The sequence below is a fragment of the Kitasatospora sp. A2-31 genome, from assembly GCF_022288725.1.
In the GTDB taxonomy this organism is placed as follows: domain Bacteria; phylum Actinomycetota; class Actinomycetes; order Streptomycetales; family Streptomycetaceae; genus Kitasatospora.
Map to the genome: position 1 here is coordinate 106,638 of NZ_JAKNTA010000006.1, position 22,339 is coordinate 128,976.

Sequence of the window (22,339 nt, forward strand, 5' to 3'; positions counted from 1 at the left end):
GGCGTTCCGGGTCAGACCTTCTTGAAGCACATCGTGTAGTCGACGCCCTTGCTGCGGTCGACCTTGATGCCGTAGTCGAAGGCGGCACCGCAGCTCTTGTCGGGGCCGTAGAGCTTGTCGGCCATCTTGTACTGGGCCTCGGAGGACTTGCAGTCGACGACGGTCGGCACCGGCGAGCCCTGCGGGTCCTGGATCTTGACGCACTCGCCGATGTTCGGGTCGTGCGTCCTGTTCTCCGCGGCCTGGGCGGACTGCGAGGCGGCGGCCTTGGCCTTGCCGCCGTTGGGGTCGGTGTTGTACTTCCACACGTACCAGGCGCCGCCGCCGAAGACGGCCAGGATGATCACGATCGGGAGGACGGCCTGCAGCGGGCTGCGGCGTTGCGGGCGCTGCGGCGGCCGGGGGGCCGGCGGCTGGGCGCCGTACGGGGGCTGGGGCTGGGCGTACTGCGGCTGAGGCGGCTGCTGGCCGTAGACGGGCGGCTGGCCGTACGCGGGCTGGGGCGGCGGCGGTGCGTAGCCGTAGGGCTGCTGGGGCGGGTGGTTCTGGTAGGGCGGCGGTGCGGACATGGTGCTGGGGTCCCCGTGGTCGATGACGTGAGCGGTGGTCAACGCGCCGTTGACCGATGCAGGTTACTCGCCCGCCGACCGGTGATCACACCGGTCCGATTGCGCGTGGACACCCTGCCCGAGCAGGCGCGAGCGGTAAGTTGTGCACGGCGAGGCGCGGTTGGCGGGCGAGGGGGCGGGAATGCAGGCGGGCGATGTCCTGGACGACCGGTACGAGCTGATCGAGACGATCGGCGAAGGCGCGTTCGGGGTGGTGTGGAAGGCCCGCGACGCCCGGATCCAGCGCCACGTCGCCGTCAAGGTCATGCAGCAGGGCGGGAACACGGCCAAGGACGTGGCCCGCTTCGTGCGGGAGGTGGCGACGGCCGGGGCGCTCAACCACCCTCACATCGTCACCGTGCACGACTTCGGCGAGCACCGGAGCGCGGGCCGACCGGTGTTCTACCTGGTCATGGAACTGCTCGACGGCGCCCAGCTGAACGAGAGCCTGGCCCGCGGGGTTCCGCCGCTGGCCCGTTCGCTGGCGTGGGCCTCGCAGATCGCCGACGCGCTGGCCGTCGCCCACGGGGCGGGCGTGGTCCACCGAGACATCAAGCCGGCCAACGTGATGGTGCTGACCTCCGGTTCGGTGAAGGTCGTGGACTTCGGCATCGCCCGGACCGAGGCCGCGGACGACGGCGTGACCAGCACGCACGCCATCATCGGGACTCCGGCGTACATGGCGCCGGAGCGGTTCGAGGGGAAGGGGCTCGACGCCCGCTCGGACCTCTACGCCTTCGGCTGCCTGCTGTACGAGCTGTGCACCGGCCGGCCCCCCTTCCGTGGTGGTGTCTTCGAGTTGATGCGGCTGCACGGCACGGTCGCCCCTGCGCCGCCGAGCGAGTTCCGGGACGCGATCCCGGCGGAGGTCGACCGGCTCGTCCTGGAGTTGCTGGCGAAGGACCCGGCCCAGCGGCCGTCCGGCGCCGACCAGGTCGCCGTTCGCCTGCGCGCGGCCGCGTGGTCGCTGGCCAATCCGGCGCCCGCGTACACGCCGACGGTGCGCGACACCTCGATCAGCGACGACGTGTACGTGCGGAGCCGGCGGGACGAGGCGGACGCGCTCTTCGAGGAGACCCGGGCGAAGGCCGCCCAGGCGGCCGCCGAGTTCGAGACCAACCTTGCCAAGCGCCGGGAGCAGTCCGAGCGCTACATCGCCGGTCTGCGAGCCAGTGCCGAGGAGGAGGTCCGGGTAGTCCTGGAGGAGGCCAAGAACGAGAGCGCCCAGCTGCGCGCCAAGGCCAACCTCGATGCCCAGAACAAGCGCGGGGAGGCGGACGATCTGTTCGAGCTGACCCGCACCAAGGCCGCCCAGGCCGCGTTGGAGTTCGAGACCAACCTGGCCAAGCGCCGGGAGCAGTCAGAGCGCGACCTGGCCGCCCGTCAGGCCAAGGCCGAGAAACGCCTGGCCGAGATCGAGCACCGGGCCGAGCAGCTGCGCCTGGAGGCCGAGAAGCTGCGCACCGACGCCGAGCGCCGGGCCCGCCAGACCGTCGAGACGGCCCAGCGCCAGTCCGAGGACATCGTGGCCGACGCCAACGCCAAGGCCGACCGGATCCGCAGCGAATCCGAGCGCGAGCTGGCGGCTCTGACCAACCGCCGCGACAGCCTCAACGCCCAGCTGAACAACGTCCGCGAGATGCTGGCGACGCTGACCGGCGCAGCCGTGGCCGCTGCGGAGCTTCCCCCGCAACAACAGCAGCGCTAGCGCCGGGTAGGCAGGGGCCGGTCAGGAGCCCTTCGGCTGCGCGTTGGTTTCGGCGTCGCGCGGCCGGAGGGATGCGGCCCGCGCCTCGCAGACGCCGCCGAGGACGGCGGAGAGCAGGATCAGGATCAGGAGTCCGAGCACGGGGAGACCGTTCGGCGGGGTGGGGGCGGAGTTCACGCGGCGGCGTCCAGTTCGAACCAGACGGTCTTGCCGCGCTTCTGGGGTTCGGCACCCCAGCGGTGGGTGAGGCCCTGGATCAGCTGGAGGCCTCGGCCGCACTCGGAGTGGCGGGACGGCTCGCAGGGCTGGGGAAGGTCAGAGCTGTCGTCGCAGACGGAGACGCGGAGCGTGCCGTCGAGGATGAGGAAGAGGACGACGGGGGAGGTCGTCCGGCCGTGTCGCCAGGCGTTGACGATCAGTTCGGCGAGGGCGAGTTCGGCGTCCGCGATGAGGTCGGGGTGCCAGCCGGAGCGGTCCATGGCCGAGCGGAGGGCCTCGCGGGCGACGGCGAGGGAGGGGGAGTTGAGGGGAGCGAGGTTGCGGTTACACACGGGAGATCTCCCTGCGATGCGGAGAAGGTGCGCCGGAACGGATGTCACCGTGAGCAAGTCCTGACGGAGGCTCTGCGGTGCCAGGCATGAGGTATCAACTGCCATTTGGGAAAGCATTACTGACATGCCGTCCGGTGACGGTGGCATCACCGACTGTAAGGCATACAGGGGTACATGTACCAGCCGATGCGGTACATGTACCCCTAATCGCAACTGGACTCTCAATAGCGTTGCGGTGGATGCTTGAGCACATGCCACCTACGCCAAGTGCACGAAAGCAGCGGGTTGGCATCGAGCTACGGAAGATGCGCGATGCCGCCGGCACAACCGCTGCGGATGCGGCAACCGTCCTCGGAGTAGCCCGAACGAAGATCACCCTCATCGAACAGGGGACCTACTCGGTGACCCCTGAGCGAGTGGCCGCCCTCGCCCGCAAGTACGGCGAGCCGGATTCGGACTACGTCGAAGCCCTGGCCGCGATGGCCGGGGACAGAACCAAGGGATGGTGGGAGGAATACCGCGGAGCGGTGCCGCCGGGGTTCCTCGACATCTGCGAGATGGAATTCCACGCGACCGGCCAGCAGTCCTATCAGATCTGTCACCCACCAGGCCCCATGCAGACCGAGCGGTACAGCAGGGCGATCTTCCGCGATGCTCAAGTCCCTCTGAGCCCCCGGGTTGTGGAGACGCGGGTGGAGAATCGACTGCGGCGATCCGAGACACTGATGGCCGAAGGTGCAGCACCGTACACGGCCATCGTGCACGAGGCCGCACTTCGCATGCAGTTCGGCGGCCGCGAGGTGGCGCGTGAGCAATTGGATTGGATGCTGGAGCTCTCCCATCGCCCGCACGTGACACTCCGCGTGGTCAGCTTCGAATCAGGTGGATTCAAGGGATCGGGCCAAGCGATCATCTACATGAACGGCCCCGTGCCCCGCCTCGACTCCGTTCAGTACGACACCATCGATGGCCCCACCTTCCTTCACTCGACGGACCATCTGCAGAAGTACCGCGGCCTCATAGAGCAGATGACCGACCGAGCGCTCTCGGTTGACGGCACTCGTGACCTGATCTCGAAAATCAAGAAGGAGCTGTAGCCGATGGAGCAACTGGCCTGGATACGCCCGGCAGCCTGCGCCAATGCCAACAACTGCCCCGAGGTCGCCGTCACCGCCGACGCCGTCCATCTCCGCAGCAGCCTCCAGCCCGATGCCGTCGCCACGTTGACCACTGCCGAATGGCGCGATCTCCTCGCCGGGATCCGCAACGGCGAATTCGACGTCTGACCGCGCCACCGACGCCGGAAGGCCGGCGCCCCTTCCGGGGTGCCGGCCTTCTCCGTTCACCGCTCTTCCTCACGCGGCGAGTTGGGGTTCCTCCGTGGGCAGCTCTTCCTTCTTCTTGTCCCGCATCACCACGGCCGCCAGCAGCGCCGCCGCGAGGACACCCACCGCGCCCACCGTGAACGTGGTGCTCATCGCCGAGGTGAACGCCTCCCGGGCCGCATGCACCAGACCCGCATCCCCCTTCGCCTCCGCGATCGCCCCCACGATCGACTGCTTGGCCTGCTCCGACGCCCCCGCCGGCATCTCGTCTGCATACCCGCTCGCCAGCAGCGAGCCCAGGATCGCGATGCCCAGCGCCGTCCCCGCCTGCTGGATCGTGTCGTTGAGCGCCGACCCCACACCCGCCCTCTCCGCCGGGATCTCCCCCATCAGCGCACCGATCGCAGCCGGCATCGCCAGCCCCGCACCGAGCCCCAGCAGACCGAGCGCCACCGCCGGGACCACGAACGCGGTCTCCGCGTCCACCGTGGTCAGCAGCGCGAACGCACCTGCCATCAGCGCCATGCCGGCCAGCACCAGCGGCCGGTTGCCGATCTTCGCCGTCAGACCCGCCCCCGCACCGTTACCGATCAGCGCGGCCACCGCCAGCGGCACGAAGGCCAGGCCCGCCTTGACCGGCGAGTAGTCCAGCACGAACTGCAGGTACTGGGTCAGGACCAGCAGCAGACCGCCGTTCCCGATCTGCACCAGGGTCAGCGACAGCGACCCGCCACTGAAGTTGCGCTTCTTGAAGAGGGCCAGCGGCACCATCGGCTCGGCCGTCACGTTCTCCCAGACCACGAACCCGACCAGCGCCACGACCGCGACCGCGAGGGTGACCGGCGACCGGCCCTCGAACGCGCCGTGCTTCGGAATCTCGATGATCCACCACACCAGCGAGGTCATCCCGACCGCCGACAGCACCGCACCCAGCGGGTCCGGCTTCTGCCACGGCCCCTTGGACTCCGGCATCAGGACGAGCGCCGCCACGATCGCCAGCACCACGACCGGCACGTTGATGAAGAAGATCGAGTGCCAGGAGAAGTGGTCGATCAGCACACCACCCAGCACCGGGCTGCCCACCAGGCCGAGCATCGACACCGAACCCCAGGCCGCCATCGCCCTGCCGCGCTCGTCCTCCTCGAAGACGGTGATGAGGATCGACAGCGTGGACGGCATGATCAGCGCGCCGCCGATGCCCATCGCCACCCGGGAGGCGACGACCTCGCCCGGGCCGGTGCAGTACGTCGCAGCCAGCGACGCGGCCCCGAACAACAGCAGGCCGACGATCATGACCCTCCGCCGGCCGAACCGGTCACCGAGGCTTCCCGAGGTCAGCAGCAGCCCGGCGAACACCAGGACGTAGGAGTCGAGGATCCACTGCGTGTCCTGCGCGCTCGCCTTCAGGTCCGCGGTCATCGACGGCACCGCCACCGTCAGCGCCATGCTGTCGATCACCAGGACCATCGAGCTGAGGCACAGCACGACCAGGATCCACCAGCGTCGTGGATTGCGGGCTTCCATGGGTGTTCCCCTCCGAGGTGCGTACGGCGTTCCGTCGATGCGCACACTGTACGCAGATAGGAACAGTGTGCGCAATCCCGATTCCTGTACGCTCGATGCGAACGGTGTACGCGACTGGTTAGCGACGAGGGAGTGCCCATGGCCGCCAAGACGAACCCGATCCCGTCGGTATGGGCGCGTGAGCAGCGCGAGCCCGAGCAGCCCTCCCTCAGCCGGGCCGCGATCGTCCGCGAGGCGATCGCGATGCTGGACGCGGACGGCATCGAGGCGCTCTCGATGCGCAAGCTCGGCGCCCGCCTCAACGCCGGCGCCACCTCGCTCTACCGGCACGTCGCCACCAAGGACGAGCTGATGGAGCTGGCCGTCGACGAGGTCTTCGCCGAGATCGTCCTCCCGCCCGCCGACAGCCCCGACTGGCGCGCCGCCACCACCGAGGCCGCCCGGTCCTTCCGCACCACCACGCTCCGGCACCCCTGGCTGGCCTCGGTCCTGGGCACGGCGGGCCTCGCCTATCTCGGCCCCAACCTGATGTCCTTCTCGGACCGGCTCGCCGCCCTCTTCACGTCCTTCGGCTTCCCCGAGCCGAACCGGGCGATCGACACCGTCATGACGTACGTGATCGGCATGAGCACCACCGAGGCGGCCTGGCTCAACACCGTCGCCCGCTCGGGCGAGAGCGAGGCGGAGTTCATCAGCCGCCTGATGCCCGCCGCCCGGGAGGTCGCCGCCGGATACGACCACCTCACGGAGTCCTACGCCGCGTCCTCGAAGGTCGCCGCGGTCGATCCCGTCGCGATCCGCGACAGCAAGTTCCACTACGGCCTGGAGGTCGTCCTCGACGGCCTCGCCCTGCGCCTGCCGCAGTGACGCGCCGACGCCCGCCAGCACCGACCGCGCAGGAAGTCGGCCACTCCGACTTCCTGCGCGACTGCGATGCCCGCGCCCTCAGGCGACGGCGCATTCGGCGAGCGACGGCTCCAGCGCTCGACGGCTTCCTCGCCTGACCGACCGCCCGGCCCCCGCCAGGGCCGCTCCCCCACCGAACCGAACCAACCGAACCGCCCCCGCCGGCAAAGGTCCGGCGGGGGCGGTCACCGGCAGCGGGCCGGTACGGCGGGGGTGGGATCAGCCGCGGTTCCACCCGGCGAGGTAGGTGTCGATCTCGCCGGTGAGCCGGGCCTTGCCGGCCTGGTCGAGGAAGGACGCCTCGACGGCGTTCTTCGCCAGCGCCGCGACCCCGGCTTCGTCCAGTTCGAGCAGCCGCGCCGCCACCGCGTACTCGGTGTTGAGGTCGGTGCCGAACATCGGCGGGTCGTCGCTGTTGACGGTGACCAGCAGCCCGGCGTCGACCATCTGCCGGATCGGGTGGTCCTCGATCCGCTCCACCGCCCTGGTGGCGATGTTCGAGGTCGGGCAGACCTCCAGCGCGATCCGGTGCTCACCGAGGTGGTCCAGCAGTGCCGGGTCCTTCACCGCCTGCGTGCCGTGGCCGATGCGCTCGGCGCCGAGCACCCGCAGGGCGTCCCAGACGGTCTCCGGGCCGGTGGTCTCGCCGGCGTGCGGGACGCTGCGCAGGCCGATCGCGCGCGCCCGGTCGAAGTAGGGCTTGAACTGCGGACGCGGCACCCCGATCTCCGGGCCGCCGAGGCCGAAGCTGACCAGGCCCTCGGGGGCCAGGTCGACGGCCAGGCGGGCGGTCTCCTCGGCGGCCGCCAGGCCGGCCTCGCCGGGGATGTCGAAGCACCAGCGGAGGACGACGCCGAGTTCCTTCTCGGCGCGCACCCGGGCGTCCTCGATCGCCTCCATGAAGGCGACGTCGGGGATGCCGCGGCTGACCGAGGAGTACGGGGTGACGGTCAGCTCGGCGTAGCGGATGTTCTGCCGGGCCATGTCCTCGGCGACCCCGTAGGTGAGCGCCCGGACGTCCTCGGCGTCGCGGATCAGGTCGACCACGCTGAGGTAGACCTCGATGAAGTGCGCGAAGTCGGTGAAGGTGAAGTACTCGGCGAGGGCCGCCGGGTCGACCGGCACCTTCGACTGGCCGCGGTGGCGGGCCGCCAGCTCGGCGACCACGCGCGGCGAGGCCGATCCGACGTGGTGGACGTGCAGCTCCGCCTTGGGCATCCCGGCGATGAACGCCTCGATGCCCCGGTCGGCACTGAGGTTGCTGGCGGTTCCGATCCGACTTCCGTCCGGCTGGACCACGGTGGTGCCCTTCTTCTCTGGTGTTCCGCGTGGGAACGCGCGACGTCCTCGTGGCGCCGGGTGGGCGCCGACGACATCTACGCGCGTATCGAGCAGTGGTCGCAAGGATAAGCAGCGCTCACCCGCCCAACGCCACCGCCACGGTGTGGATGATCAGACCGGCCAGCGCGCCGACCACGGTCCCGTTGATCCGGATGAACTGCAGGTCACGGCCGACGTTGGCCTCGATCTTGCGCGAGGCGTCGTCCGCGTCCCAGCCTGCCACCGTCTCGGAGATCAGCGAAGTGATCTCCGCCCGGTAGGTGTCGACCAGGTACTGGGCGGCGTCCTGGAGCCAGCCGTCCACCTTGGCCTGGAGCTTGCGGTCCGTCGCCAGGCGCGCACCGAAGTCGCGCACGCCGGTGCGGATGCGCCGGCGCAGTTCGCTCTCCTCGTCCTCGGCGGCGTTCAGCACCAGCGTGCGGACCGCGGCCCAGGTGGAGGCGATGAGGTCCTGGACCTCGGGGCGGGCCAGCAGTTCGACCTTGGCCCGCTCGACCCGGGCGATGGTCTCCGGGTCGGTCTGCAGCTCGGTGGCGAAGTCGGCGAGGAAGTTGTCGATCGCGCCCCGGGCCGGGTGGTCGGGGTCGTCGCGGATGTCGGTGACGAACCGCATCAGCTCCTTGTAGACCCGCTCGCCCACCTGGTGGTCGATGAACTTCGGGGTCCAGCCCGGGGTCTTCTGGCTGACCCGCTGGACCACCTCCTCGTGGTTCGCGCTCAGCCAGCCGTGCGCCCGGACCGCGACCAGGTCGACCACGCCGTGGTGCCCGCCGTCGGCGACCACCTTGGCCAGCATCCGGCCGGCCGGCTCGGCGACCGAGGTGGCGGCGGCCCGCCGGGTGACCGCCTCGCCGACCACCGCCTTGACGTCGTCGTCCCGCAGCACCGCGAGTACGCCGCGCAGGGCCGCCGAGGCCTCCTTGGTGACGCGCTCGGCGCTGCCGGGCGCCGCCAGCCACTCCCCGAGCCGCCGGCCGATCCCGAGCGCGCCCAGCCGGCTGCGGACCACCTGGCCGGAGAGGAAGTTGTCGCCGACGAAGTCGCCGAGCGAGCGGCCGAAGGCGTCCTTCTTGGTCGGGATGATCGCGGTGTGCGGGATCGGCAGTCCGAAGGGGCGCCGGAACAGCGCCGTCACGGCGAACCAGTCGGCCAGGGCGCCGACCATGCCCGCCTCGGCCGCGGCGGCCACGTAGCCGGCCCAGGCGCCGGCGCCGGCCGACTTCGCCCAGGTGGCCAGGGCGAAGACCAGGGTCGCGAAGGCCAGCAGGCCGGTCGCGATGGTCTTCATCCGGCGGACGCCGCGTCTCTTCTCCTCGTCGGCAGCGGTGAACCGCACCCCGGGGCCGGTCCCGCTGAAGGCTTCGTCGCTCACCCCGCCAGTCTGCCCGGTGACCGGCGCGAGCGGAGGGCGCGCCCCGCGAACTCGCGCCGGGTGCGCACCACACGGGCACCGGCGAGCGCTCCACCGGGCGGAGCGGCGGGGCCCGGGGCAGCGGGGCCCAGGGCAGCGGGGCTCGCTCGACCGGGCCCCGCCGCCGGCGCCCCGGCGCCCCGGCGCCGTCAGCCGATCGCGACCTCCGCATACATCCGGGCGATCACGTCCTCGATCGCCGGCTCGCGGACCGAGAGGTCGACCAGCGGGTAGCGGTCCGCGACCGCGGCGACGATCGGGGCGGCGCTCTGCTGGGCCGGGAAGGCGAGCCACTGCCGCGGGCCCTCGACCTTCACCACCCGGGCCCCCTCCACCTCGATCGGCGAACGGGCCTCGGCGAGGTCGACGACCAGGGTCCGCTCGCTGTCGGCCGCGGCGTGCAGGCCCTCCAGGCCGCCGTCGTAGACGACCCGGCCGTGGTCGATCACCATCACCCGGCCGCAGAGCTGCTCGATGTCGGTGAGGTCGTGGGTGGTGAGCAGGACGGTGGTGCCCTGGTCGCGGTTGACCTCGCGCAGGAACTCGCGCACCCGCCCCTTGCTCACCACGTCGAGCCCGATCGTCGGCTCGTCCAGGTAGAGCACCTGCGGGTCGTGCAGCAGCGCCGCGGCGAGGTCGCCGCGCATCCGCTGGCCGAGCGAGAGCTGGCGGACGGGGGTGTCCAGCAGCCCGCCGAGGTCGAGGAGTTCGACGCAGCGTTCGAGGTTGGCGCGATATCGGTGGTCGGGGATGCGGTAGAGGCGGCGGGCGAGTTCGTAGGAGTCGCGCAGCGGGAGGTCCCACCAGAGCGTGGTGCGCTGCCCGAAGACGACGCCGATCCGGCGGGCCAGCGCGACGCGCTCGCGGGCGGGATCGATGCCGGCGACGCGCAGCCGGCCGCCGCTGGGCACCAGGATGCCGGTCAGCATCTTGACGGTGGTGGACTTGCCAGCGCCGTTCGGGCCGATGTAGCCGACGCACTCGCCAGCCGCCACCGTGAAGCTCAGGCCGTCCACCGCGCGGACCTCGCGCTTCTCGCGCCGGAACCGGCCGGCCCTGGTGCGGACGGTGAAGGTGCGTCGGACGTCGTCGAGTTCGATCAGGGTCATGGGAGTTCTCCGTTGTTCGGGGTGGGTCAGCTGCCGGTGCCGCGGTACGCGCGCAGGCCCGCGCGCCAGGCCAGGCCGGCCGCGGCGCAGCAGAGCACGGCGGCGACGGGAGAGGCGTACTGGAACGCGGCGGGCAGGCCGAGCGGGTCGGGCCGGTCGAGGATGCGCAGCGCGGGGAGCCAGTTGACGAACGCCAGCGGGACGCCGAAGACCACGCCGGCCACCAGCTCCCTGGCGAAGATCGTCGGCGGGTACTGCAGCAGGGTGGCGCCGCCGTAGGTGAGGGAGTTCTGCAGCTCGCCGGCCTCGCCCCACCAGAACTGCACGGTGGCGCCGCCGACGAAGAGCGCCGCGAAGATCGCGCTGCCGCAGATCAGCAGGACGGGTACCAGCAGGGCCTTGTCCCAGGTCCAGTGGACGTCCAGGGCGGTCAGCGACCAGACGAGCACGCCCGCGCCCTGCAGGGGCCGGCCGAGCCGGCGCAGGGTGAAGCGCTCGGCGCAGAGCTGGGCCAGGGCCGGGGCGGGCCGGATCAGCATGGTGTCCAGGCTGCCGGTGCGGATCCGCTCGCCCAGTGCGTCGGCGGTGCCCACCAGCAGGTTGGCGGTGCCCAGCGCGAAGGACGACGTGCCGTACAGGAAGCCGAGCTCGGGCAGGGTCCAGCCGCCGAGGGCGCTGGTGTGGCGGAACATCAGCAGGACCACGGCGAAGTCGAGGAAGGTGACGACCGTGCTGGCCACGGCCATCAGGGCGAAGGAGAGCCGGTAGGCCATGGTGGAGCGCTGCCACATGGCCGCCACCAGCCACCAGGAGCCGACCGCCCAGCGGGCCCGGGCGGTCAGCGGCTCGGTCGGGACGGTCGGGACGGTCGGGACGGTCACGGGCCGACCGCCGGCCGCGCCGGGGCCGGCCCCGGCGCGGCCGGCCCCGGCGCGGCCGGCCCCGGCGGCAGGACCCGCGGCAGGCGCACCCGCGGCAGGGGCCCCGGCCGCGAGCGCCTCGGAGCGGACGGTGTCAGCCACCCTGGACCACCACCTTGCGGGTCGCGAGCCTCTGCACGGCCCGGCCGGCGGCGAGCAGCAGGGCCGCCCAGAGCAGCTGGAGCCCGAGGATGCCGAGCAGTCCGGCGCCGCTGTGCCGCTCCAGGAAGACGTCCGTGGGGATCTGGATCATCGCGGCCCAGGGCAGCAGCGGGGCGAGCTCGCCGAGCCACCCGGGGAAGAGCCCCAGCGGGAGCAGCATCCCGGAGAAGAACATCGTCACCACGACCATGACCGAGCGGATCCCCTCGGCGTCCTGCATCCAGAAGCCGGTGAGCGAGACCAGGAAGCGCAGCCCGAAGCTGACCACCACGGCGAGCAGGACGGAGAGCAGGAAGACCGCCCAGACCGCGGGGTCGTGCGGCAGCCGGGTGTCGAAGGCGAGCGCGCCCGCCGCGGTCGGCAGGATGCCGCGGGCGAGCAGCTGGAAGCAGGCCCGTCCGAGGTCGGTGGCCAGCCACCAGCTCTGGAAGTCGACCGGGCGGTAGAGGTCGATGGCGATGTCACCGCTGCGGAAGCGGTCCTTGATGTCGTCCTGGAAGCCGCCGCCCAGGACGGCGACGGTGGCCAGCAGGGCCTGGCTGATCCAGATGTAGGTGACGGCCTGGGTGGTGTCGTAGCCGCCGAGGCCGGGCCTGGCCTGCCAGAGGGCCAGGAAGGTGTAGGCGAGGATGAAGCCGAAGACGGTGTTGGTGACGGTGCCGGCCAGGGTGGCGGCGCGGTAGCCGGCGAAGCGGCGGAAGCCTGCGCGGGCGACGGCGAGGTAGAGGCGGGCGGAGGGGCCGAGGCGGGCGACGCCGCCGGTATCGGGAGGGGGCCTGAGCTGCGTCGCAGCCGGCACGGCGTTCAGCATATTGTCTCCTTGTCGACAAATACGGGCGCGGAGCTGCGCCCGGGAACACCAGCGCACGCCGGAGTAGCCCCGACCGCCGCAACCCGGGGGGTACCGGGTCCGACGGGCAGAGCTGCCCGAACCGAGTGCGCTATGTGGTTTGCACCTTTCACCGTACCGCCGGCGATCACCACGCGCATCCGGTTTCCGCAACACCTGATCGCGGATCAAATAGCACATAATCGCGGCATGACACTGAGGGCAGACCACCGCACCCGGCGCCAGGCCAAACGGGCCGCCCGCCGCGAAGCGCGCCGCGCCAAGCCGCTCTGGCGCCGGCTCCTGCCCACCTGGCGGGTCACCCTCGGCGCGCTCACCGCCGTGCTGCTCCTCGCCGTCGGCTCCTTCGCGGTGCTCTACCTCATCGTCCCGGTGCCCGACGCCAACGCCCACGCCGTCGCCCAGAACAACATCTACCTCTACGCCGACGGCACCACCGAGATCGCCCGCACCGGCGCGGTCAACCGCACCGACGTGACGATCGAGCAGATCCCGCTGGACACCCAGCACGCCGTCGTCTCCGCCGAGGACCGCACCTTCTACCAGAACCGCGGGATCGACCTGTCCGGCATGATCCGGGCCGGCTGGAACACCCTCACCGGCAAGGGCATGCAGGGCGGCTCCACCATCACCCAGCAGTACGTCAAGAACTACTACCTGACCCAGGACCAGACCATCGAGCGCAAGGGCCGCGAGCTCTTCATCGCCCTCAAGGTCGACCAGCAGCGCGGCAAGGACGAGATCCTCTCCGGCTACCTCAACAGCAGCTACTTCGGCCGTGGCGCCTACGGCATCCAGAGCGCCGCCCACGCCTACTACGGCGTCGACGTCTCCGCCCTCACCCTCCCCCAGGGCGCCTACCTCGCCGCCCTGCTCCAGGGCCCCAGCATCTACGACGTCAAGACCGCCACCCCCGCCAACCGCGAGAAGGCCCTCGCCCGCTGGAACTACACCCTCGACGGCATGGTCCAGCTCGGCTTCCTCAGCCCCTCCGACCGCGCCACCACCACCTTCCCCGAGCCGATCGACCCCCAGCCCGCGACGGGCCTCAGCGGCCAGGCCGGCTACCTGGTCGGCGTCGCCGACGACTACCTCGTCACCTCCGGCATCATCGACACCCCCACCCTCAAGGCCGGCGGCTGGCGGATCACCACCACCTTCGACAAGGACAAGCAGGACGCCTTCGCCAAGGCCGTCCAGCAGGAACTCACCGACGAGCTGGACCCCAAGGCCCGGCCCAGCACCGACACCGACGTCCGCGTCGCCGGCGCCTCCGTCGAGCCCGCCACCGGCCGCGTCGTCGCCGTCTACGGCGGCCCCGACTACGCCAAGCAGCCGTACAACGACGCGCTCCGCCAGGACAACCAGATCGGCTCCACCTTCAAGCCCTTCGACCTCGCCGCCGGCCTCGACTCCGGCCGCAGCAGCGGCGACGGCCGCCCGATCACCACCGAGACCCGCTACGACGGCACCAGCGAACGCCCCGTCACCGGCGGCCCCACCCCGTACGCCCCACCCAACGAGGACGACACCGACTACGGCAACATCACCCTGCGCTACGCCATGGTCAAGTCGGTCAACTCGGTCTACGCCCAGGAGGGCGTCGACGCCGGGCTCGCGCACGTCCGCGAGACCGCCGTCCGCCTCGGCATCCCCGACAACGTCCGCGGCATGGACCCGGCCAACACCTCGATGACCCTGGGCACCGCGACGCCCAGCGCCCTCAACCTGGCCGGCGCCTACGCCGGTTTCGCCAACCACGGCCAGGCGTTCACCCCGTGGTCGGTCGTCAAGCTCGAACGCGTCCACCCCGGGGGCGCCATCGACGTCCCCAAGATGCCCGACCACGTCGCCACCACCGCGCTCGACCGCGGCACCGCCGACGCCGTCACCGACGTGCTGCGCGACGTCGTCACCCCGCGCGGCACCGGCGCCGCCGCCCTCGAACTGGGCCGCCCCGCCGCCGGCAAGACCGGCACCACCGACTCCAACCTCTCGGCCTGGTTCGCCGGCTTCACCCCCGAGCTCGCCACCACCGTCGGCCTCTTCCGGGAGCACCCGAAGACCCACGCCAAGGAGCCGCTCTCCGGCACCGCCGGCTTCACCCGGATCAACGGCGGCACCTTCCCCACCCGGATCTGGACCGCCTACATGAGCGAGGCGCTCGACGGCACCGACGTCCAGGACTTCGACCTCGAACCCAGCCGCGGCAACAACCGGGCGGAGACCCCGACCGCCACCACCGCCCCCTCGCCCACCGCGACCCCGACCACCACGGCGACGGCCACGGCGACCGCCACCGCGCCCGCCCCCAGCGCCCCGGCGCCCACCCAGCCGGCCCCCACCGCCCCGCGCCCGGAGCCCAGCAGCAGGCCCGCCGAACCCCAGCAGCCCACCACCGCCCCGACGCCGCCGAGCTTCACCCCCGCCCCGGAGCAACCCTCCGCACCGCCACAGCCACCCACCCCCACCGGTCGACCCACGCCCACCCGGCCGACGGCGCCGCCGACCGCGACCACGCCGCCCCAGCCCACCGGAGTGGCCACCCCGCCACCGGCCCGGTAGCCGCGGCCGCGGGCGCGGCGGGGCCCGGCGGGCGCAGCCGGACCCGCCCTACGCCGACAGCTCCCGCTCCAGCGGCGTCCGGAAGCGCGGCGTCACCCGCACCTCCCCCAGCCAGCCGGCCAGCCGCGCCGCCTCCGCCGCGACCGCCGCCCCGGCCTGCGCCCCGACGTCCGAGAAGAACCGCCACACCACCTCGCCGTCGGGGCGCTGCGCCCAGCCGCCCACCACCCGGCCGCACCACCACACCGTCGGCCCCGCGTTCCCGGCCCGGTCGAACAGCGCCGGCACGTCCTCCGGCCGCAGGTACCAGTCCCGGCCGCGCCAGCCCATCACCGTCGGGTCCAGCCCCGGCAGCAGCGCCGCCCACGGCTCGGGCTCCGGCACCGGCTCGGTGTCCGACGGCAGCACCAGCCCCGCCCCGCCGCCCGCCAGCGCCACGTCCACCGCGCCCACGTCGGCCAGCGCCTTGCGGGTGTCGCCCAGCGTCCAGCCGGTCCACCACTTCACGTCCTCGACCGTGGCCGGTCCGTACGCCGCCAGCCAGCGCCGCACCACCTCGGCCTTCGCCTCCCGCACCGGCACGTCCGGCCACTGCGCCACCGGCGCCCAGGGGTAGCTGCTGCTCAGCCAGGACCCGCGCGGACGGCACCGCCGCACGTGCCCGTCCGAGGCCAGCAACCGCAGCAGCCTGCTGCCCACGCTCTGCTTCGCCTCGTACGGCTTGCCGGCCGACATCAGCATGGTCTCGCGCAGGGCCGGCACGTCCGCACCGAGTTCGCTCGTGGTCGCCTCCCCGCGCCGCTCCAGCGCGGCCAGCACCGCCCGCTCCGTCTCGGCCAGCCGGGCCTCGTCCCAGCCCTCGGCGAACTCGCGCAGGTGCTTCAGCAGCGTCGCCCGCTCCTTGACGGCGATCGCCCGCGCCGTCGACGCGCTCACGTAGGGCGCGAACTCCTCGGTGACCGCGAAGAGCGTCCGCCGCATCGACAGCAGCTTCACCAGCGTGACGTCGTCGTAGAGCGCCCGCTCGACCTCCGCCGCCGACGGCTCCGCCAGCCGGGCACAGGCCGACAGGTACACCGTCGCCGCGTCGGTGGCGTGCAGGCCCACCACCGCGTCCGCCACCTGCTCGACCCGGGCCGCCCGCCCGCCGGGCGCCAACAGGTGCCGCCGGCCCAGCCGGGCACGGCGCTGCTCGTCACTGATCGGAATCGGACCGCTGCTCATGGCCGGACCCTAGCGCCCGCCACCGACACCGCCACCGACGACGCCCACACCCATCACCGGCCGGGGCGGCCTTCGGGGTCGGCGGCCGCCGACCCCGAAGGCCCCGCAGGACCCGCAGGCCCCGCAGGCCCGGAAGCCCCGAGGACCCCGGAAGCCCCGGTGCCCCGTGCCCCCGTGCCCCGGTCAGAGATACAGGCCGGTCGAGCCCTCCGTGTCACCGAAGCGCATCGCGGCCACGGCATGCAGGTCACGCTCGCGCAGCAGCACGTAGGTGGCACCGCGGACCTCGACCTCCAGCTTGTCCTCCGGGTCGTACAGCACGCGGTCGCCCGGCTCCACCGAGCGCACGCTCTGGCCGACCGCGACGGCCTCCGCCCAGGCGCAGCGCTTGGACAGCTCGGCGGTGGCCGGAATGAGGATGCCGCCGGTGGAGCGGCGCTCGCCCTCGCCGCCCTCGGTCCTCACCAGGACGCGGTCGTGCAGCATCTTGATCGGCAGCTTCTCGCCCAGCCGGTCGTGACGCGGCGAGTCGGACACGTGCGGGGCGCTCTGCGGGGTCGGTTCGTCGTTCGTACTCACGTCCCCGAAGGTACCGCTCCCGGGCGGGCGGTGTGACGCTGGCCCGGCATGCGGAAGGGCCGGGCACCACCGGCGCCCGGCCCCGACGACCTCCCGCTCAGCCCTTGCGGCGCTTGCCGGACGAAGCCACCAGCAGCACCAGCCCGACACCGACCAGCGCGGCCGGGACGATCCGCTCCTTGCGCGGCTGCCCCTTGTCGTCGACGAACTGCGCCTTCGCCTTCTCGACCAGCCCGCTGGCCGCCACGTAGGCCCGGCCCGCCTTCTCCTCCACCGTGGCCACGGCCCTGGCCTTGACCTGGGCGGAGATGGTGCTCGGGTGCACGCGCATGGCCAGCTCGTCCAGGGTCGACGCCAGCTGGGTGCGGGTACGGGCGATGTCCGCCTCGATCTGGGCGGTCGTCCGCGTCGCCATGTCCTTGCTCGCCTCGCCCACTCGGGCCACCCCAATTCACTGATGTTGTCCTGTGCGACTGACCCAGTCTGTCAGCTGCGCCGCACGGCCGCGCGGCCCCACCCACCAACGGGGGTAAGTTTGCGGTGGTACGACCACCCGTCCACGCACCAGGAGAGTCCCCCGTGTCTGAGCGACTCCAGCCCGGCGACACCGCGCCCGCCTTCAGCCTGTCCGACGCCGACGGCAACCAGGTGTCCCTCGCCGACCACCTCGGCCGCAAGGTGATCGTCTACTTCTACCCCGCCGCGCTCACCCCCGGCTGCACCAAGCAGGCCTGCGACTTCACCGACAACCTGGAGGTGTTCGCCGGCGCCGGCTACGACGTCATCGGCATCTCGCCGGACAAGCCCGAGAAGCTCGGCAGGTTCCGCGAGGCCGAGGACCTCAAGGTCACCCTGCTCTCCGACCCGGACCACGCCGTCCTGGAGGCCTACGGAGCGTACGGCGAGAAGCAGAACTACGGCCGGACGTACGTCGGCGTGATCCGCTCCACCGTCGTCGTCGACGAGCAGGGCAAGGTCGAGCGCGCCCTCTACAACGTCAAGGCCACCGGCCACGTGGCCAAGCTGCTGCGCGACCTCAAGGTCGAGGCGGCCTGACCGGACGCCCTCCGGGCCTGACCGGACCCCCGCCGGGGCACGGCCGGTGTCACTTCGTCACCGCCGTGTCCCGGTGCTGTCCGCGCTCCGCGAGATCCCTGACGAGCGACCCCCGCCGCCCCTAGCGTGCTGCTCACCGGGTCCGAACCACCCGGGTCACCCGGCCCACCGGCCGGGTCCGTCCTCGTCACAGGAGTGAGCCGCGTGCAGAGCGCCAGATCCGGGTACGCCACCCGCCTCGCCGTCGTCGGAGCGGTCACCGCCGCCCTCGCCCTGACCGCCTGCGGGCCCGAGAACTCCGACACCACCGCACCGGCAGCCACCACCACGCCCACCGCGGCCGCCCCGCCCGCCGCCACGGCTGCGCCCACCTCCACCGGTGCGCCTGCCGCCACCGGTGCGCCCACCGTGACGGCGAAGCCGACGGGCAGCGCCTCCGCCCCCGCCGGCAAGCGCCAGGTGGTCGAGGCGAAGACGGCCGGCGGGCTCGCCAGGACGACCGGCCCGGACGCCGTCTCCGACGTCGCCATCGACCCCGGTGAGATGCGCGACACCATGCACCTGGTGGTCTCGAACTTCGACCGGCCCGGCCAGACCTCCGGCCGCCGGATCCTGCTGGTCGCCGTGGACAACGTCCCCGAGGACCCGGCCAAGCGCCGCGAGCACCTCTGGCGCGGCCTGATCGACTACGCCCTGCAGCACGGCTCCACCGGCACCCCGACCACCGCCGAGCCGTACCCGGCGGGGCCGCTCGGCGGCTCGCTGGAGTGCCTGCAACTGCCCGAGGCCGCCACCACGGACGTCATCTGCGGCTGGTCCGACGCCTCCACCGCGGGGGTGGCGCTCTTCCCGAAGACCACGCCCGCCGATGCGGCCGGGCTGTTCGCGAAGATGCGGGCGGACGTCGAGAAGTAGGCACGCCGGCACGACGCAGCGGTGGCGGCGCACCCCCCGACCGGGTGCACCGCCACCGCCGTTCCTCACCTCGGCGGACCGCCGTGATCAGCAGGCCCCGAGGTCGCTCCAGACTCCCCAGGCTCCGCTGAGCGAGGGGTCCTCACCCTTGGTCCACCACTTGTTCTGGTAGTAGTGGCCCTTCCACGACACCTTGGTGGTGGTCGCGTAGGTGGTGGCCGCGTCCCAGCTCGGAGCGCCGGCGCAGCCGGCCGGGGTGGTCGGCGGGGTGGTGGGCGGTGTCGTCGGCGGGGTGGTGGGCGGGGTCGTCGGCGGCGTCGTCGGCGGCGTCGTCGGCGGGGTGGTGGGCGGCGTGCTCCCGTCCACCGCGCCGCGCGTCAGATCGCCCTTCAGGCCGTACAGCGTGCCGCCGACGTTGACCGTCCAGTTCGACGGCGTCGACACCGGCAGGTAGTAGACGAAGTCCATGTCGATCGACGCGCCCGGCGCCAGCGACTGCCAGCCCGGCAGCTTCACCGACACCCGGTTGTAGGTGCCCTTGAGACCGCCCACGTTGCCCGGCCCGGGGTTGTCCTGCTTGATGACGGTGAGGCCGAAGCCGGACTGGTCCTTGGCGTTGCCCGGGGCCGAGTTGCCGTAGTCGAACTGGAACTCGGTGCCGCCCGGCAGAGTCAGCGTCGAGTTGTTGACGATGTGGATCTTCGGGTTGATCGGGTAGTTCGAGTCGCCCAGCGCGAAGTTGGTGAACGACACGTCGACCGGCAGGGTCTGCTGCGGCAGCGCCGTGGTCGACCGGACGGCGCCGTACGGCGCGGCCGCCTTGAACTTGTCGTACATCACCGAGGTCAGCGTCGAGCCCGGCACGTACTGGCCCTTGCCGCCGTTGGCGGCCGCGTCCCACCTGTAGTCGCCCGCCAGCTCCCAGATCATCGCACCGCCGGCGCCCCGGTCGACGATGTAGTCCGCCTTGGCGGCCACCGACTGCTCGTCCTCGGTGGAGAGGAACACCTTCTTGGTGTCGTTCCACAACCACGGCGCCACCAGGGCGGAGCTGTAGTTGCGGGTGTAGGTGCCCTGCAGTGCGGTGTCCGTCACGCCGTACTTGGCGAGGTAGTCGGGCACGACGCCCTTCTCCAGGTTCTTGGCGTGCCACATCGGGTTCGACCCGGCCGGGGACTCCTTGCCCGCGTCGTCCTTGTCGTTCCAGATGTTGTCGATGCCGACCGCGCCGTCACCGCAGGTGGTCAGGCCGGAGCCGACCGGACAGGTGTTGGTGGACGCGGTGCCCCAGAGGCCGTTGGTGCCGCCGGTGACGTTCTTGAACCCGCGGGTGTAGTACGGCAGACCGACGTTGATCCGGCCGCCCGGCATCGCACCGCGGAAGTAGTGGTACGACCAGTCCGCGTTCAGGTAGCCGATCCCGCCGTACTGCGCGGTGCCGTAGACGTTGGCCGCCGCCAGCTCGCCGTCCTTGCCGTCGTCGAACAGCGAGGCGTTCGGGCCGACGTACTTGTTCCAGGCGCCGTGCAGGTCGTACGACATGATGTTGACGTAGTCCAGGTACTGCGCGACCTGGAAGGTCTCCATCCCGCGCAGCAGGTAGCCGGACGACGGGGCCGCGACCGAGAGCAGGTAGTGCCTGCCGTCGGCGGCCCCGGCCCGGTCCAGCTTCTCGCGCAGCGTCTTCATCAGCGCCGCGTAGCCCTTGGCCAGCGAGCCGCGCTTGCCGTTGGCGAGCTGCCAGTCCAGCGGGTTGCCGGCGTCCTTCATCGAGGTCGGGTACTCGTAGTCGATGTCGACGCCGTTGAAGCCGTACTTCTTGATGAAGTCGACCGCCGAGGTGGCGAAGGTGTCGATGCCGGCCTGGTTGACGCTGCCGTCCGGGTTGACGGTCATCGAGTAGAAGCCGCCGGAGTTGACGCGCTTGCCGTCGTCGCCGAAGTACCCGCCCGTCTCGGTCCAACCGCCCACCGAGATCATGGTCTTGACGTTCGGGTACTGCTTCTTGAACTTCGTCAGCAGGTTGAAGTGGCCCTTGTAGGGCAGCGACGGGTCCAGCTCGGCGCCGGGCACCCCCGGGAACGAGATGCCGGTGGCCTCGTTCTTGTCGTTGTCGGTGCCGACGGAGATCCTGTTGTCGCCGCCGACGTGCCCGAACGCGTAGTTGAGGTGGGTGACCTTGTCCCAGGGGACGTCGCTCACCAGGTAGGGCGGGGTGCCGTCCTTGCCGGTCCGCCAGCCGGTGAAGTAGCCGATGATGCGGCGCTGGTGGTCGGCGCCCATCTTCTCGCGGCCGGCGCTGTCGTAGACGCTGCAGTACGGGACGTCGACCCCGGGGGTCTGGTACAGCCCGTCGGGGCGACAGGCCGCGTTGTCGACGGCGGCGGACGCCTGCGAGGGCGCGGCGCCCAGCGTCGCCATCAGCAGGCCGGCCAGGCCGGCGGCCGCCAGCGAGGCCAGGCCGGCGCGGGCGGCCGGGCTCGTGGAGCGGCGGTCGGCGGGGGGACGCCGCGTCGCCGTGCTTCGGATCAACACTCGGTCCTCCGGGAGAGAGTGTCGGCGCGTGCCTGTGGGGGAGCACGCACGTGGGGGAATGCAGAATTGGCGCCGAACGTATGTGGTCTGAACCACATAGGTCAATAGGTCTGTACCAATTGATCGTCAGTTTCCTCCCGGCGAGGCCGTGACCGATCCTCGCGCCGATCGTTCACCGACCGGGGACGGGCGCACACCAGCCCGAAGGGGGACGACCATGACGATCAAGTACACGCGTGAACTGCTCGCGGCCACCGCGGCGACGGCGGCCTCGCTCGACGAGATGCTCACCGCCCTCGGCAAGGAGCCGAACAAGGACCGGCGCAAGTACCTGCGCCGCAAGCTGACCGAGTACGCGATCGACACGTCGCACTTCCGGCGCACTGGCAGCGTCTACACCCGCGAGGTCCTCACGGAAGCGGTCTCCGCCTGCCAGAGCGTCGCCGGCGTCGTTCGGTACCTCAACCAGCGCCAGGCCGGTGGCACCCAGGCTCACATCGGCCGCCGGATCAAGGCGCTGGGCATCGACATCTCGCACTTCACCGGGCAGGCGCACAGCCGCGGCAAGCCGGGCCCCACCCGCATTCCGGCCGAACGGCTCCTCACCCGCCGCCCGTGGGACGCCAAACGGCTGCCGGGCGGGCGGATCCGGCGGGCCCTGACGGAACTCGGTCGACCCGAGCTGTGCGAGGGCTGCGGCACCGGCCCCGAGTGGCAAGGGCGTCGGCTGACCCTGGAGGTCGATCACATCAGCGGGGACTGGTCCGACAACCGCCCCTGCAACCTCCGGCTGCTCTGCCCGAACTGCCACGCCGTCACCGAGACTTACTGCGGCCGCAACAGGAGCAGGCGGCGCGAGCCGGCCCTGGAGGTCGGCCAGGGCGACGCCCCCCCTCGAAATGGCGGTGTCCGCGCCCGGGACAAGCCCCTAGACTGAAGGCCATGCGGCCTTGGCGAAATGGCAGCCGCGCGGGTTTTAGGTGCCCGTGGGAGAAATCCCGTGAGGGTTCGAATCCCTCAGGCCGCACGAGCCTTTGAATCGAAGGCCCG

The 22,339-nt window shown here is 71.8% G+C and carries 20 protein-coding genes, 1 tRNA gene and 2 pseudogenes; 10 read left to right on the forward strand and 13 right to left on the reverse strand.

The annotated features are described in order from the left end of the window. Window positions 1–11: 11 nt before the first annotated feature. Window positions 12–611, reverse strand: coding sequence for a hypothetical protein (locus MCM47_RS18440; protein ID WP_238862747.1), 600 nt, complete (start codon window positions 609–611; stop codon window positions 12–14). 139 nt (window positions 612–750) lie between these two features. Here MCM47_RS18440 and MCM47_RS43295 point away from each other — a divergent pair. Together MCM47_RS43295 and MCM47_RS43300 are read left to right on the forward strand one after the other, a co-directional pair. Then, window positions 751–1,527, forward strand: a pseudogene (locus MCM47_RS43295) (serine/threonine-protein kinase); the annotation flags it as partial. A gap of 114 nt (window positions 1,528–1,641) precedes the next feature. Then, a pseudogene (locus MCM47_RS43300) lies at window positions 1,642–2,316 on the forward strand (cellulose-binding protein); the annotation flags it as partial. A gap of 21 nt (window positions 2,317–2,337) precedes the next feature. Here MCM47_RS43300 and MCM47_RS18450 read toward each other — a convergent pair. Further along, window positions 2,338–2,493: a hypothetical protein gene (locus tag MCM47_RS18450; protein WP_238862749.1), complete on the reverse strand. Its 156-nt coding sequence runs from the start codon at window positions 2,491–2,493 to the stop codon at window positions 2,338–2,340. Beyond that, window positions 2,490–2,867, reverse strand: a complete 378-nt coding sequence (locus tag MCM47_RS18455; RefSeq protein ID WP_238862750.1) for an ATP-binding protein — start codon at window positions 2,865–2,867, stop codon at window positions 2,490–2,492. Before MCM47_RS18455 ends, MCM47_RS18450 begins: the two co-directional genes overlap by 4 nt. 239 nt (window positions 2,868–3,106) lie before the next feature. Between MCM47_RS18455 and MCM47_RS18460 the strand changes: the two genes are divergently transcribed. Further along, a complete protein-coding gene (locus MCM47_RS18460) occupies window positions 3,107–3,964 on the forward strand; it encodes a DUF5753 domain-containing protein (RefSeq protein ID WP_238862751.1) in 858 nt (285 codons plus the stop codon). 3 nt (window positions 3,965–3,967) lie between these two features. Then, window positions 3,968–4,153 carry a DUF397 domain-containing protein gene (locus MCM47_RS18465; protein WP_238862752.1) on the forward strand — a complete coding sequence of 62 codons (186 nt, stop codon included), beginning with the start codon at window positions 3,968–3,970 and terminating at the stop codon, window positions 4,151–4,153. 69 nt (window positions 4,154–4,222) lie between these two features. Here MCM47_RS18465 and MCM47_RS18470 read toward each other — a convergent pair whose 3' ends face one another. Then, entirely contained in the window at window positions 4,223–5,716 is a 1,494-nt protein-coding gene (locus MCM47_RS18470; RefSeq protein WP_238862753.1) for an MFS transporter, read from the reverse strand. A 138-nt stretch (window positions 5,717–5,854) separates the two neighbouring features. Here MCM47_RS18470 and MCM47_RS18475 point away from each other — a divergent pair, with 138 nt between their 5' ends. Then, on the forward strand, window positions 5,855–6,583 hold the full coding sequence (locus MCM47_RS18475) for a TetR/AcrR family transcriptional regulator (protein ID WP_238862754.1): 729 nt from the start codon (window positions 5,855–5,857) through the stop codon (window positions 6,581–6,583). 258 nt (window positions 6,584–6,841) lie between these two features. Here MCM47_RS18475 and MCM47_RS18480 read toward each other — a convergent pair whose 3' ends face one another. The 5 genes from MCM47_RS18480 to MCM47_RS18500 all read right to left on the reverse strand — a co-directional run bounded on the left by MCM47_RS18480 (window position 6,842) and on the right by MCM47_RS18500 (window position 12,376). Next, window positions 6,842–7,840 carry an adenosine deaminase gene (locus tag MCM47_RS18480; protein WP_238863021.1) on the reverse strand — a complete coding sequence of 333 codons (999 nt, stop codon included), beginning with the start codon at window positions 7,838–7,840 and terminating at the stop codon, window positions 6,842–6,844. Between the two features lie 199 nt (window positions 7,841–8,039). Then, the gene (locus tag MCM47_RS18485) at window positions 8,040–9,335 is read right to left on the reverse strand and encodes a DUF445 domain-containing protein (RefSeq protein ID WP_238862755.1); all 1,296 of its coding nucleotides are present in this window, start codon (window positions 9,333–9,335) and stop codon (window positions 8,040–8,042) included. 188 nt (window positions 9,336–9,523) lie between these two features. Next, window positions 9,524–10,483, reverse strand: coding sequence for an ATP-binding cassette domain-containing protein (locus MCM47_RS18490; RefSeq protein ID WP_238862756.1), 960 nt, complete (start codon window positions 10,481–10,483; stop codon window positions 9,524–9,526). 26 nt (window positions 10,484–10,509) lie between these two features. Then, window positions 10,510–11,364 carry an ABC transporter permease gene (locus tag MCM47_RS18495; protein ID WP_374209173.1) on the reverse strand — a complete coding sequence of 285 codons (855 nt, stop codon included), beginning with the start codon at window positions 11,362–11,364 and terminating at the stop codon, window positions 10,510–10,512. A gap of 133 nt (window positions 11,365–11,497) precedes the next feature. Then, window positions 11,498–12,376 (reverse strand): ABC-2 family transporter protein, encoded by an 879-nt coding sequence (locus tag MCM47_RS18500; protein WP_238862757.1) that lies wholly within the window; start codon window positions 12,374–12,376, stop codon window positions 11,498–11,500. 228 nt (window positions 12,377–12,604) lie between these two features. Between MCM47_RS18500 and MCM47_RS18505 the strand changes: the two genes are divergently transcribed. Continuing rightward, complete coding sequence (locus tag MCM47_RS18505; protein ID WP_255752454.1) at window positions 12,605–14,980, forward strand: transglycosylase domain-containing protein; 2,376 nt, start codon at window positions 12,605–12,607, stop codon at window positions 14,978–14,980. A 48-nt stretch (window positions 14,981–15,028) separates the two neighbouring features. Here the strand turns inward: MCM47_RS18505 and MCM47_RS18510 are convergent, their stop codons facing one another. The 3 genes from MCM47_RS18510 to MCM47_RS18520 all read right to left on the reverse strand — a co-directional run bounded on the left by MCM47_RS18510 (window position 15,029) and on the right by MCM47_RS18520 (window position 17,198). Then, window positions 15,029–16,204 (reverse strand): winged helix DNA-binding domain-containing protein, encoded by a 1,176-nt coding sequence (locus MCM47_RS18510; RefSeq protein ID WP_238862758.1) that lies wholly within the window; start codon window positions 16,202–16,204, stop codon window positions 15,029–15,031. A gap of 183 nt (window positions 16,205–16,387) precedes the next feature. Then, window positions 16,388–16,690 (reverse strand): co-chaperone GroES, encoded by a 303-nt coding sequence (locus MCM47_RS18515; RefSeq protein ID WP_238863023.1) that lies wholly within the window; start codon window positions 16,688–16,690, stop codon window positions 16,388–16,390. A gap of 190 nt (window positions 16,691–16,880) precedes the next feature. Further along, entirely contained in the window at window positions 16,881–17,198 is a 318-nt protein-coding gene (locus MCM47_RS18520; RefSeq protein ID WP_238862759.1) for a DUF3618 domain-containing protein, read from the reverse strand. A 164-nt stretch (window positions 17,199–17,362) separates the two neighbouring features. Between MCM47_RS18520 and bcp the strand changes: the two genes are divergently transcribed. Beyond that, window positions 17,363–17,839, forward strand: coding sequence for a thioredoxin-dependent thiol peroxidase (gene bcp / locus MCM47_RS18525; RefSeq protein ID WP_238862760.1), 477 nt, complete (start codon window positions 17,363–17,365; stop codon window positions 17,837–17,839). A gap of 204 nt (window positions 17,840–18,043) precedes the next feature. Then, a complete protein-coding gene (locus tag MCM47_RS18530) occupies window positions 18,044–18,754 on the forward strand; it encodes a hypothetical protein (protein WP_238862761.1) in 711 nt (236 codons plus the stop codon). A gap of 87 nt (window positions 18,755–18,841) precedes the next feature. On the opposite strand, the gene MCM47_RS18535 is transcribed toward MCM47_RS18530, so the two are convergent. After that, window positions 18,842–21,286, reverse strand: a complete 2,445-nt coding sequence (locus tag MCM47_RS18535) for a chitinase C-terminal domain-containing protein (protein WP_374209162.1) — start codon at window positions 21,284–21,286, stop codon at window positions 18,842–18,844. 220 nt (window positions 21,287–21,506) lie between these two features. Here MCM47_RS18535 and MCM47_RS18540 point away from each other — a divergent pair, with 220 nt between their 5' ends. Next, a complete protein-coding gene (locus MCM47_RS18540) occupies window positions 21,507–22,226 on the forward strand; it encodes an HNH endonuclease signature motif containing protein (RefSeq protein ID WP_238862762.1) in 720 nt (239 codons plus the stop codon). Window positions 22,227–22,233: 7 nt separating this feature from the next. Beyond that, window positions 22,234–22,316 (forward strand) — tRNA-Leu (locus tag MCM47_RS18545). Window positions 22,317–22,339: the final 23 nt, after the last annotated feature.